Below are 13,283 nucleotides of genomic sequence, written 5' to 3'. Positions count from 1 at the left end.
TGAGGGGGATTGTTTCATAATACTTACGTAGGAGGAAGACAAATAAGACCAACCAGGGAATTTTGGCTGGTCTAAATATAACTACTCTGTCCTACCAAACGAGATACGAATAATGGATCTACTCCGACTCTCGCAGTTTTTCCACGATACTCTGCTTATCGTTTAAGGAATAGAACACTAGAGGAATACATATTCCTAGTACAAGTAGTACAGGTAAAGAGGAGAAAAGTGGCCATATTATAAAGTGATAGCTCAAAAACCAAATCATACTACTTAGGGGTTTCACAATCGAAATAGAAAATAGGATTCCTAATAATATGGAAAATATGCTAGTGCCAAGTACATAGTACAATCCTTCGTAGATCAGCATTCCTCGGAGTTGCTTTTTAGTCATGCCTATGCTCTGAAGCATAGCAAATTCTTTGCGGCGAGTTAGTATGCTGGTTAGAATCGCATTTATAAAGTTAAGGAGACCAATTAAGCCTATAATCAAGCTGAGCGTGCCGCCAATCATCACAACAGTAGTTTGCATACCTGCCAACGCGTTTTTTGATGTAATTTTGGACTGATAGTTCATCATTGGTTCTGTAGTTTCGGTATACTTGTTCAAAAAGCTTTGCATGGTCTCTTCATGATTCGAAGACACATTGAATGCATAGCTCATTAAAGTGGGGTGTTTCGTAAGCGACTTATATACTTCCGCCGGGAGATAGAAGTTATAGTTTGAGTTTCGATCAGAATTGGTAGATTTGATACCTACATGACCAAGTACTATAAATTCATGTGTTGTATTTATTTTATCCAGTGACGTATTTGCTGAACCCACATAACTATGGAAAGTCACTTTGTCACCTATTTGATAGTTGGCGTATTCTATCATTGGGTTGCTATTATCGTCTAGCACGACTCCTTCTAGGATGTACTTACCAGAATTCAGTTTTTCCTCATCAAGTTCACCATCAATCAATTGTAATTGGTGCAGCGGTAAATCTTCTAGTCCGTACACTTCTGAAATGAAGTTATCGCGAGCATCTGTATTATCGTCACTTTTTGTGGCGCCCTTTATATTTTCAATAGTGAACACCTTTGTATCACCATATAAGCGGCCACCCTCTTCAAAACCGGGCTGAGCCTGTACAGCCTTAATGAGGTTCTCTGTAAGTTTGGTTTCAAAACCAGTAAAATCCTCTTGAAAATATTCAGCATGAGCAATTAGAAAATCAGTATCGTTAAATTTGGATAAAAACTTGTCCATGTCTATGCTTTGGGAGAGGGTGAAGGCTGTGTTTAGTAACCCCAGACTCAAGGAAAGACTAATAACTACCAGGAACGTACGCTTTTTATTGCGGCCCAAATTGGAACGAGCCATAAGATGTATTTTTGCACCTTTGGTTGATTTCTTTAGCTTGCTCTTATCCTTGGTGTTACCATCCGTATATCTTACAGCCTCAATGGGCGATACAGAGGATGCAATTCTGGCGGGTTTGAAGGTGCTTATAAACACGGTCACAAGTGTAAATAAGGCCGACCCTATAAAAATCCATGGGTTGGGCGATACTGTAATGCCCGAGTCAGCATAATTAGTAGTATTAACAATAAAAGGTAAAAGTGATTTACCAACAAAAAAGCCACCTATCAGCCCAATAGGAATCCCTATCACGGAAAGAATTGATGCTTGTCTACGAATGATACATCGGATTTGTTTTCCACTTGTACCTATTGTTTTTAAGAGTCCATAAAAGCGGATATCTTGTATTACTGAGATTTGAAAAATGTTATAAATGATCAAATATCCAGTAAATATGACCAGGACCAGACCGGAAGCAAGTGCAATAATGGTTCCTATATCCATACTGAAATTCGTAGAAAGGTACGACCAGTTCACATTACTTGCAATGTAATTTGGTGCATTTTTGTCAAGGGAATATCCGCTTTCGGTAATAACTTTGTTGAGTTTTCCTTGCAAGTCAAAGCTGTTATCAAACATGAGATATGCACTGATTACTCCTGTCTGACTATAATCTTTTTTATAGGTGCTTTGTAATTCTTGGGTATGGGCATCTATATAAGCTTTGGAGGCCAATATTTGCCCTGCATTAAACACAGGATCACTTTTCCACCAGCCGGATAGGACAAATTGACGTTGTAGTTCTTTGCCCCGAATTTCAAGCTTTAATGTTACGGGTGCACCTATCTTTAAGGGGACACCCATTAATTGCAGAGTTTTGGAGTCAGCGATTATTTCATTTTCAGCCATAGGCTTGTGACCTTCTTTAAGCTCAATAAAGCCAAGCTTCATCCCTATATCATCATAGAACCAGAACTCTGTATGACGTTTTAATAATCCTTGATTTGTAACTTTATCGCTTAATAAGCGATTATAGGCTATCTCCTTGATCAGCGGATGATTCTTAACATGATTAAACTCCTCATCATTGATATATTTGAGTACAGCCTGACCCCCTCCACCAGCCTGACGCATGGTTGCTTGTTGAAGGCTTTCCACTGCGCCAAGCCCCATCGTAACCAGTGTTGTAAATAACAATGCAGTTAGGGCTATGGCAATGACGGCGATAATGTTTCGATTTTTGTTCGTTTTCAAACTCTTGTCTGATAAATTACGGATAATTTGTTTGTTATTTAATTTGATCATTTACTGTCACCGCCGATAATTTTACCGTCTTCAATGCGAATGACCCGGTCCGCTGTTTGTGCAATTTCTTCATTATGGGTAATCATTACGATCGTTTGGTGGAACTGCTGGCTGGATACCTTGATAAGTCCCATCACATCCAAACTTGTTTTGCTATCCAGATTTCCAGTGGGCTCATCTGCCAGAATAATGGCGGGTTTTGCCGCCAGCGCCCTTGCAATGGCTACACGCTGCTGTTGCCCGCCCGATAGATTACTCGGCAAATTGTTTAGTTTATGGTTAAGACCCAAAGTGTGTACAATTTTATCTACATGGGCTTTGTGTGGTTCTTTACCGTCCAGTTGAATGGGCAATACAATATTCTCATAGACATTTAGGACAGGTACCAAATTGTAATTTTGAAATATGAAGCCAATCTTTCGTCTTCGGAAAATGGTCAACTCTTCATCTTTGAGAGAGAAGATATCCTTGCCATCAATCGAGACATTTCCACTGGTTGGACGATCAAGTCCACCCAACATATGGAGAAGGGTAGATTTGCCGCTCCCGGACGTACCGACAATAGCGACAAATTCTCCGCTTTCCACCTCCAGATTCACGCCGTCTAAGGCATGAACAGCAGTATCTCCGTTCCCGTAATGCTTCCTTAATGCCTGAGTTTTTAATAGAGCCATATACATTCTCCTCCACAAAAAAATGTCTGTATCGTAGTCATCTACAGTACAGACACTAACACACTAATCTTTCTACAATCTTTCTGAAATCTAACAATATTGAAAGAATTAAGTGTCCATAGGAAGAAGTATAGAGAAAATAACGCACAAGCCGTAGTTGTGACCGTACCGTACCTCGATGTAACCACTCTCCGCAGCGATAATCTCTCTAGCTAAAAACAGCCCATTCCCGACCCCTCCTGCGGTGTTAGCAGTGGGGGAGTGATAGAAACTGGTAAAGATTTCACCTTCTTAACAATTGATATCCCTTTAGCATCTGCCTTGGCGAAACCGCGATAATCCCCGTTTCAAGTTGCGAGGTTTTCAGCATTGCATGTATAAGGAAATGAAGTTTTTCGGCTTGTGTGGATAGAGCTTTTATACAAGAGGAGCAATCCTCCAGCAAATCATATTCGCTAAGCAGTTGTGAGTAAAGGAGGATGTTAGCAATAGGTGTTTTTGCCTGTTGATGAGAACCTCTCTAAATCAGTATAACGGTTGTACCGAAAACCTGATTGAAATCCTCTACTTTGGGTATCCATTCTAGCAGTAGTCCACTCTATTTAATTATGTCGAAAAAGTAGCTGATTTTTACATTAAAAGAATCAGGAGTACATACTAATGTATCTTAATAGTGAAGGGAGGTGATTACATGGAAAATCTCGAGATTTTGGTAGCCAATGATTTTGATATGATAGTACAAAAAGACTGTACTGGTAGTTGTACCTCAGATTGCCAAACACAAGATGGTCATTGTGATTGTAATACCACCTGTTGGTGGTAGCAATTTTTGCTTTTTAAACGATTAAGGGCGGAAAAGGAGAAGTGTTTACATTTCTTCTTTTTTGCGTTCTATAGATATACTTATAATTTCCTCGTCTTTCTTGACTTTATAGTAAATCTGCGTCCATGTAGACGATCGAATAGATACCTTCATAGGGCGATTATGAAGACGATTTAAGAGTTTCGTGGGTGATCCAATTCTGTGCCGTAGTCAGTTTATTCTCCTTGATGGATGTCCACAGTTGCTCTTTCACCAAGGTCCTATGTTTTTTCTCATTATTTTAATAAATTCAGGGAGGTTAGGAAACGGGCACTAATTATACAGTTGAGCAACTAAGAAATGACCTAGCCAGAAGTTTTTGCTAGGTCATTTCGTTTCTTGACTAGGGGGAGATTTATTCTGCCGTCCGCAGTCGTTCTACCATAGTTTTCTTGTTGCTCAGAAAATAAATAGCGAGAGGAAGACAGATCCCAAGCACGAGCAGAACAGGCAGCACGAGGATCAGGGGCCAGATAATAAATTTATAACTCATAAACCATATTTGAGTACTCAAGGGTCTCGCAATCAAGACGGAAAATAGGCTTCCTAATAAGATGGAGCATATGCTGGTGCCGAGTACATAGTACATCCCCTCATATACAAGCATTGTTTTTAATTGTTTATTACTCATGCCGATGCTTTGTAGTATAGCAAATTCTTGATGGCGGGTCAGAATGCTAGTTAGAAGCGCGTTTGCAAAATTAAGAGTACCAATCAAACCGATAATAACGCTGAGCATACCGCCAATCATCAAAATAGTATTTCGCATACCTAATAACGCGGTAATTACGGTAGATTTGGATCGATAGTGCATCGTTCGCTCCTTTACTCCGGTATAGTTCTTTAAGAAGCTCTCCATCGTTTTTTCTTTACTGTTGGATACATTAAAATCATAACTCATCACCGTAGGCTTCTTCACAAGTGTTTTGTAGATATCCGCCGGAAGAAAGAATTCAACATTAGCACCTATTACACCATTATTAATTCCTTTTCGGGCGGCATGACCGAGGACTGTGAATTCAGGGCTAGTATACTCCTGGACTTTTGCTGTGTCCATATAGTTATGAAGGACAACCTTTTCACCTATCTTATATGCCGAATATTTCATTTTGGGATTACCATCGTTATCCAGTATGACATTTTCCAGGATATATTTACCCGAAGCCAGCTTGCCATAATCAAGCTCACCGTCAATTAATTGTAGTCGGTGAAGAGGAAACTCTTCGAGACCATATGCTGCTGCTGATATGTTGCCACGAGCGTCGGTGCCGTCTCCCTTTAAGGTCTCTTTACAATCAGCAGTGAGTAAATTGCTGCCACTGTACAATCGTCCACCTTCTTCAAAACCAGGTTGTGCTTGTACGGCCTGGATATAACTTTCCGTTGTTGCATTGTCAGGACCTGTGAAATGTTCTTGAAAATAACCTGCATGTGCAATCACAAAGTCAGCGTCAATGCTTCTAGACACATATTTATCCATATCCAGACTTTGGGATAATGTAAAAGTAATATTCAGTAGCGCCAGACTTAGAGAAAGGCCAATCAGCACTAAAGTAGTCCGTTTCTTATTGCGCCCTAAGTTGGCTTGAGCCATCAGCGGCATTTTAGCACCGTTAGTTGATTTTTTCAGTTTTTTCTTACCCTTTTTGATAGCTCCATCTACGTATCTTACTGCCTCGATTGGAGATACAGTCGCTGCAATCCTAATAGGCTTATAAATACTGATGATAACTGTAATGGCTGCAAACAAAGCGGAGCTGATAAAAATCCATAGGTTGGGGGATAGGGTTACCTCAGCGTGCCCAAAAGTGTTCATAAGCAGAGGGAGAAGCGATTTTCCGACCCCAAAACCCACAAGTAAGCCGATGGGAACTCCGACCAAGGAAAGAAATAATGCCTGTCTATGAATGAGCCTACGGAGTTGGCTACTGCTTGTGCCGATGGTTTTTAGAAGACCGTAGAAACGAATATCACGCATCACCGAGATTTGGAAAATATTATAGATGATCAAATAGCCAGTAAGCATGATCAGTAACAGACCACCAGCTAAGATAAAGACGACTTCAGGGTTTGAACTGAAAGTGTTGGAAAAATATGTCCAGTTCACAGAACTTGCAATGTAGTTCGGTGCATTTTGGTCTAGGGAATAACCGCTTTCTGTAATCACTTGATCAAGTTTTCCCTGGATGTTCGAGCTGTTATCGAACATGATATCTGCCCTTATATGTGTTAATTAATTCTTCAGCATGGGCATCCACATAAGCTTTAGAAGCATAGATTGTGCCTACGTCCATCCCGGCGGCGAGGTCACTCTTCCACCAGCCGGCGAGGATAAATTCACGCTGCACCGTTTTGCCGTGAACCTCAAGCTTCAAGGTCAACGGAACGCCCTCTTTCAGGGGAATACCCAGTAACTGTAAGGTGCTAGAGTCCGCGATAACCTCATTTTCTGCCACCGGTTTGTGGCCTTTTTCTAGCTCAACCAATCCTAGCTTTAGCCCTAGATCGTCACGATACCAGAACTCTGTTTTGCGCTTTAAAAATTGCTCGTTTGTTACCTTTTGACTTAACGAGCGGCAATATGCTATCTCCTTAATAAGAGGGTGGTCTTTGATGTGATTAAATTCCTCATCGTTGATAAATTTGAGAGAAGCATGCGCTTCCCCACCGGCCTGTCGCATCGTTGCCTGCTGGAAACTTTCCATCGCGCCAATCCCCATAGTAAACACAGATGTAAATAACAAAGTGGACAAGGCAATAGCGATAATCGCAATAATATTGCGAGTTTTGTTCGTTTTCAAGCTCTTGTCTGATAAATTACGGATTACTTTTTTGTTCTTTACCTTGATCATTTGCCTTTACCACCAACTATTTTACCGTCCTCAATACGAATGATCCGATCGGCCATTTGCGCAATTTCCTCGTTGTGGGTAATCATCACCATTGTTTGGGCGAACTGTTGGCTGGATACCTTAATCAATCCCATTACATCCAAACTGGTTTTACTGTCCAGATTTCCGGTGGGTTCATCTGCCAAGATAATGGCGGGCTTGGCTGCTAGTGCTCTGGCAATGGCTACACGCTGCTGTTGTCCACCGGAAAGATTGTTTGGCAGATTATTCATTTTGTGGTCAAGGCCCAAGGTATGTACTATTTTATCTATGTGGGTTTTGTCGGGTTCTTTACCATCCAGTTCAATGGGGAGCACAATATTTTCATAGACATTTAAGACGGGCACCAGGTTATAATTTTGAAACACGAAGCCAATCTTTCGTCTGCGGAAAATAGTTAATTCTTCGTCTTTCAGTGAAGAAATATCCTTGCCGTCAATCGTAACACTTCCGCTTGTCGGACGATCCAGTCCACCCAGCATATGGAGAAGGGTGGATTTGCCGCTCCCGGACGTACCAACAATAGCGACAAATTCACCGCTTTCTACCTCCAGATTCACGCCGTCTAAGGCATGAACAGCAGTATCTCCGTTCCCGTAATGCTTCCTTAATGCCTGAGTTTTCAATAAAGTCACTTTTGTTTCCCTCCAAGAAATAGTCTGTATCTCCTTGCTATACTATACAGACCGTATCATAATAATCTTTCAACAATCTTTCTGAAATCTAACAATGTTGAAAGAATAACCTGCCTATGGAAAGAAAAATGGAAGAGGTGGAGCCGCGAAGATTTTACCATATTCCTCTTCCACAATGCCTATGGAATGCAGAGTAGGGTATGGGGAAGCAGCTACGGTAAGTAGGTCTTTCACCAAAAGGCCTTATATAGCCAGCGATAGTTGGTTTTAAAGCATACGATAATGACCCAGCCAAAAGTTTTAACCAGGTCATTTTCTTTACAGGGGGATTTATTCTTCTGTTCGCAGTCGTTCTACGATAGTTTTCCTGTCGCTCAGAGAATAAATAGCAAGGGGAAGACAGATCCCAAGCACGAGCAGAACAGGCAACACGAGGATCAGCGGCCAGATAATAAATTTATAACTCATAAACCATATTTGGGCACTCAAGGGTTTCGCAATCAAGACGGAAAGTAGGCTTCCTAATAAGATGGAGCATATGCTGGTGCCGAGGACATAGTACAGACCCTCATAAACAAGCATTGTTTTTAATTGTTTGCTGGTCATGCCAATGCTTTGTAGTATAGCAAATTCCTGATGCCGGGTCAGAATACTAGTTAGAAGTGCGTTTGCAAAATTAAGAATGCCAATCACACCAATAATAATACTGAGCGTACCACCGATCATCAGGGTTGTTTTTTGCATACCTGAAAGCTCGGCAATTACGGTGGATTTGGACCGATAGTCCATAACGGGCTCCTTTGCTTCGGTATAATTCGTTAAAAAGCTCTCCATCGTTTTTTCTTTACTGTCGGATACATTGAAGGCGTAACTCATCACTACAGGCTTCTTGACAAGCGTTTTGTAGATATCCGCCGGGAGATAGAAGTCAGTATAACTAGCAACGTCTACACCAGAATTGGATGATTTTATGCCAACATGACCTAGAACTGTGAATTTATGGCTAGTATACTCTTGGGCATTTGCTGTGTCTATATAGTTATGAAGAGTAACCTTTTCACCTACTTTGTATACGGATCGTTTCATTTCAGGATTTTCGTAATCGTCTAACCAGACTCCTTCCAGAATGTACTTTCCCGAAGCTAGCTTGCCATAATCAAGTTCACCATCAATTAATTGTAGTCGGTGAAGGGGGAGATCTTCAAGCCCATACATTATTGCAGATAAGTTGCCGCGAGCGTCAGGAGTGACGATTTCCCCCTTCCCCTCTTTGTTATCTTTATGCTCGATAGCGAATAGATTGCTGCCACTGTACAATCGTCCACCTTCTTCAAAACCGGGTTGTGCCTGTACGGCCTTAATATAGCTTTCCGTTGTTGCATTGTCATGGCCTGTGAAATGTTCTTGAAAATAATCAGCATGTGCAATTAGAAAGTCAGTGTCATGGCTTTTAGACACATACTTATTCATATCCAGACTTTGGGATAATGTAAAAGTAGTATTCAGTAGCACTAGACCTAGAGAAAGGCTAAGCAGCACCAAAGTAGTCCGCCTCTTATTGCGCCCTAAGTTGACTCGAGCCATCAGCGGCATTTTAGCACCGTTAGTTGATTTTTTTAGTTTTTTCTTATCCTTTTTGGTAGCTCCGTCTACGTATCTTACTGCCTCAATCGGAGACACAGTTGCCGCAATTCTGCTAGGCTTATATGCACTGATCATAACTGTTATGACTGCAAACAGAGCGGAGCCGATAAAAATCCATGGGCTGGGGGATATGGTTACCTCAGCATTTGCGTGCATAGAAGTGTTCATAAGCAGCAGAGGGGTAAGCGATTTGCCGACCCCAAAACCCCCGAGCAAGCCGACGGGAACTCCGATCAAGGAAAGAAATAATGCCTGTCTGCGGATGATTCTGCTGATTTGCCTGCTGGTTGTGCCGATGGTTTTTAAAAGACCGTAGAAACGAATATCACGCATCACCGAGATTTGGAAAATATTATAGATGATCAAGTAGCCAGTAAGCATGATCAGTAACAGACCAGTTGCTAGGGGAAAGACGGCTTCAGGGTTCGAACTAAAAGTGTTGGAAAGATACGCCCAGTTAATATTACCGTTAATATAGTTTGGTGCATTTTTGTCCAGGGAATAACCGCTTTCTGTAATCACTTTATTAAGATTTTCTTGCATGTTCGAGCTGTTATCAAACATGATATCTGCATTGATGGCTCCGGTCATATCATGGTCCTGCTTATATGTGTAGCGTAATTCTTCGGCATGGGCATCTACATAAGCTTTAGAAGCATAAATTTGACCTCTGGCTATCGTGGCGGCGGGGTCACTCTTCCACCAGCCGGAGAGGATAAATTCACGCTGTACCATTTTGCCGTGAACCTCAAGCTTCAAGGTCAATGGGGCGCCCTCTTTCAGGGGAGTACCCAGTAACTGTAGGGTCTTAGAGTCCGCGATAACCTCATTTTCTGCCACTGGTTTGTGGCCTTTTTCTAGCTCAATCAATCCTAGCTTCAGCCCTACATCGTCATGATACCAGAACTCCGCACGACGCTTTAAAAATTGCTCGTTTGTCACTTTTTCACTCAACAAGCGGCTATATGCTATCTCTTTAATAAGAGGGTGGTCTTTGATCTGATTAAATTCCTCATCGTTGATATATTTGATAAAAGCATGCGCTTTCCCACCAACCTGTCGTATCGTTGCCTGCTGGAAACTTTCCATCGCGCCAATTCCCATAGTAAACAGAGATGTAAATAACAAAGTGGTTAAGGCAATAGCGATAATCGCAATAATATTGCGGATTTTATTCGCTTTTAAACTTTTATCTGATAAATTACGAACCGCCTTACTGTTTTTTACTTTGATCATCGGGTCGCACCACCTACTATTTTACCGTCCTCAATGCGGATGATGCGGTCTGCCATCTGCGCGATTTCTTCGTTGTGGGTAATCATCACCATCGTTTGGGCGAACTGCTGGCTGGATACCTTAATCAATCCCATTACATCCAAACTGGTTTTACTGTCCAGATTTCCGGTGGGTTCATCTGCCAAGATAATGGCGGGCTTGGCTGCCAGTGCTCTGGCAATAGCTACACGTTGCTGTTGTCCACCGGAAAGATTGTTTGGCAGATTATTCATTTTATGGTCAAGGCCCAAGGTATGTACAATTTTATCTACGTGGGCTTTGTCTGGTTCTTTACCGTCCAGTTCAATAGGAAGCACAATATTTTCGTAGACATTCAAGACAGGCACCAGGTTGTAATTTTGAAAAACAAAGCCAATCTTTCGTCTGCGAAAAATAGTCAATTCTTCGTCTTTTAGTGTAGAAATATCCTTGCCGTCAATCGTAACGTTTCCACTTGTCGGACGATCAAGTCCACCCAGCATATGGAGAAGGGTAGATTTTCCGCTCCCGGACGTACCGACAATAGCGACAAATTCTCCGCTTTCCACCTCCAGATTCACGTCGTCTAAGGCATGAACAGCAGTATCTCCGTTCCCGTAATGCTTCCTTAATGCCTGAGTTTTTAATAGAGCCATATACATTCTCCTCCACAAAAAAATGTCTGTATCGTAGTCATCTACAGTACAGACACTAACACACTAATCTTTCTACAATCTTTCTGAAATCTAACGGTATTGAAAGAATTAAGTATCCATAGAAAGAAAAATAGAGAAGGTAGAACCACGGCCGTAGTGTGACCGTACTTTGATGTACCCACCCTCCGCAGCGATGATTTCTCTAGCTAAAAACAGTCCAATCCCGACACCCTCCTGCGAGTTAACAGTAGGGGAGCGATAAAAGCGGGTAAAGATCTTCCCTTGTTCTTCTTCTGCAATGCCTATGCCGCTATCAGTAATATCAATTCGACAAAACAATTCGTATGCCATCACTTTTATATCCATGCTTCCGCCTGTCTCTGTATATTTTATAGCGTTATCCATAATGTTATAGACAGCTTCACTGGTCCACTTTAGGTCAAAATAAGCATGAATAACGGTGTCCTCCCTAATAACTGAAATCCCTTTGGCATCTGCTTTTGGCGTTATTTGCTCCAGTGCAGCATCAAGGAGCTTATGAACAGATTCTTGCCTTGGCGCTACCGTGATAATCCCCGTTTCAAGCCGCGATGTTTTCAACAATGCCTGGATTAGGAAATTAAGCTTTTCGGCCTGTGTTGATAGAGCTTTCACACAAGTGGAGGTATCCTGTGATAGTTCGTATTCGCTAAGTAGTTGGGAATAAAGCAGGATGTTGGCCAATGGTGTTTTCGTTTGGTGTGAAATATCGGAAATCAGCTCATTTATTTTATTCTTTTCAGCAAGCAGACTTTTGGAGGACACGGAACAAATGGAAAGAAATCTCACGAATTTAGCTTCTATTGAAGAAAGAACGGATTCATCAAAGACATCCTCTGAGAAGCTGCCATTTATCGCGGCATCCAGCATGTTCTCAATGGTTTTCATTGTTTTATGGATGCTCCTGCGATACAGCATAATAGCACCCACAGCGGTGCATACAGCAACAACGGCAATTCCAATACATATATATAGGAGTGTTGTCATTTCAACGCCCATGTGTAGCCCAGCCCATACACCGTTTTAATATATTGTGGGGAAGAAGGATGATCCTCGAGCTTGTCACGTAGCCTTTTTATCGTAACCGACAAGGCATTTTCACCTACATATTCAGCCCCGTCAGTCCAGATGCTGTCTATTAAATGATCACGCGAAACGGTATTTCCTCGATTGTTGATTAGAATGCGCAACAATTTTTGCTCCGTTTTACTTAGTTCAATCGGTATATCATTTCTAATAAATTCCATCCTTTCAAATGAGAAAGAAAAATCACCTAGCTGAATGGAGTCTGCAAGCGAGTATTTGGATTTCTTAAGCTGAACACCAACTCTTGCTCTCAGTATCATCAGACTGAAGGGTTTGGTGATGTAGTCATCAGCACCCAGCTCAAGACCAGTGACAATATCTGTTTCCATATCATTCGCAGTCAGAACAATGACTGGTAAAGCTTTTGTTTTACGTATATGGGTTAAGAGGTCGAGTCCATTCCCATCCGGCAAGTTTACATCAAGTATCACTAGGTCAAAAGCAGTGATGTTCAATTGTTCTTTTGCAGCAGTAATGTCATATGTTTGCGTAAATACGTTGTTAGGTTCTTTGAGAGCAAGAACAATACCATTACTCAAGGCGGTATCATCCTCGACGATTAATATGTGATTCATCATTCTCCTCCTGTTTTTTTGGTCTATCAAATTAATGAAACCCGAATTCCAAGAACTGCTTACAGTAAAAATGGAAAAGAGGGCCCCAAAATCTTCCACCTCTATTTTACAGGATATTGCTCTTATTTGCTCATTCGCTCTTTAGACTATTCAGGTTTTGCTAACACCTTTCTTGATATGGTTTATTCATTGCAAAAAATTTGACAGATACAATATCACTGATATAATTTATGCTAGTTGATTTTGATAATCATTATCATTATTGGAGGGGAGGACAGGGCCGAAGCTTGGTACAGGTTATTGGACAGGCTCCC

7 protein-coding genes and 1 pseudogene are annotated in these 13,283 nt (G+C 41.4%); all 8 read right to left on the bottom strand.

What is annotated here, in order from left to right; genetic code table 11:
• Positions 1 to 118 precede the first annotated feature (118 nt).
• Positions 119 to 2,653 (bottom strand): ABC transporter permease, encoded by a 2,535-nt coding sequence (locus tag MKY98_RS22180; protein WP_208332601.1) that lies wholly within the window; start codon positions 2,651 to 2,653, stop codon positions 119 to 121.
• The gene (locus MKY98_RS22175; RefSeq protein WP_208332602.1) at positions 2,650 to 3,327 is read right to left on the bottom strand and encodes an ABC transporter ATP-binding protein; all 678 of its coding nucleotides are present in this window, start codon (positions 3,325 to 3,327) and stop codon (positions 2,650 to 2,652) included. Before MKY98_RS22175 ends, MKY98_RS22180 begins: the two co-directional genes overlap by 4 nt.
• Positions 3,328 to 4,544: 1,217 nt before the next feature.
• A pseudogene (locus MKY98_RS22170) lies at positions 4,545 to 7,041 on the bottom strand (FtsX-like permease family protein).
• Entirely contained in the window at positions 7,038 to 7,715 is a 678-nt protein-coding gene (locus MKY98_RS22165; protein ID WP_208332604.1) for an ABC transporter ATP-binding protein, read from the bottom strand. Before MKY98_RS22165 ends, MKY98_RS22170 begins: the two are co-directional and overlap by 4 nt.
• Before the next feature lie 330 nt (positions 7,716 to 8,045).
• Positions 8,046 to 10,595 (bottom strand): ABC transporter permease, encoded by a 2,550-nt coding sequence (locus MKY98_RS22160; protein WP_208332606.1) that lies wholly within the window; start codon positions 10,593 to 10,595, stop codon positions 8,046 to 8,048.
• Positions 10,592 to 11,269, bottom strand: coding sequence for an ABC transporter ATP-binding protein (locus MKY98_RS22155; protein WP_208332608.1), 678 nt, complete (start codon positions 11,267 to 11,269; stop codon positions 10,592 to 10,594). Before MKY98_RS22155 ends, MKY98_RS22160 begins: the two co-directional genes overlap by 4 nt.
• Before the next feature lie 108 nt (positions 11,270 to 11,377).
• Positions 11,378 to 12,295, bottom strand: a complete 918-nt coding sequence (locus tag MKY98_RS22150) for a sensor histidine kinase (RefSeq protein WP_069011662.1) — start codon at positions 12,293 to 12,295, stop codon at positions 11,378 to 11,380.
• Positions 12,292 to 12,969 (bottom strand): response regulator transcription factor, encoded by a 678-nt coding sequence (locus MKY98_RS22145; protein WP_069011646.1) that lies wholly within the window; start codon positions 12,967 to 12,969, stop codon positions 12,292 to 12,294. The genes MKY98_RS22150 and MKY98_RS22145 overlap by 4 nt, the downstream gene beginning before the upstream one ends.
• Positions 12,970 to 13,283 lie beyond the last annotated feature (314 nt).

This window comes from Paenibacillus sp. FSL M8-0228 (assembly GCF_038007385.1).
Lineage (GTDB): Bacteria > Bacillota > Bacilli > Paenibacillales > Paenibacillaceae > Paenibacillus > Paenibacillus polymyxa_D.
The sequence above is the reverse complement of the archived record's forward strand: the minus strand, read 5'-3'. Positions and strand labels throughout refer to the sequence as shown.

Bases quoted from the DNA above. Each gene is read 5' to 3' on its own strand.
- MKY98_RS22175 (WP_208332602.1), bottom strand. From the start codon at position 3,327: ATGGCTCTATTAAAAACTCAGGCATTAAGGAAGCATTACGGGAACGGA.
- MKY98_RS22180 (WP_208332601.1), bottom strand. From the start codon at position 2,653: ATGATCAAATTAAATAACAAACAAATTATCCGTAATTTATCAGACAAG.
- MKY98_RS22150 (WP_069011662.1), bottom strand. From the start codon at position 12,295: ATGACAACACTCCTATATATATGTATTGGAATTGCCGTTGTTGCTGTA.
- MKY98_RS22160 (WP_208332606.1), bottom strand. From the start codon at position 10,595: ATGATCAAAGTAAAAAACAGTAAGGCGGTTCGTAATTTATCAGATAAA.
- MKY98_RS22145 (WP_069011646.1), bottom strand. From the start codon at position 12,969: ATGAATCACATATTAATCGTCGAGGATGATACCGCCTTGAGTAATGGT.
- MKY98_RS22155 (WP_208332608.1), bottom strand. From the start codon at position 11,269: ATGGCTCTATTAAAAACTCAGGCATTAAGGAAGCATTACGGGAACGGA.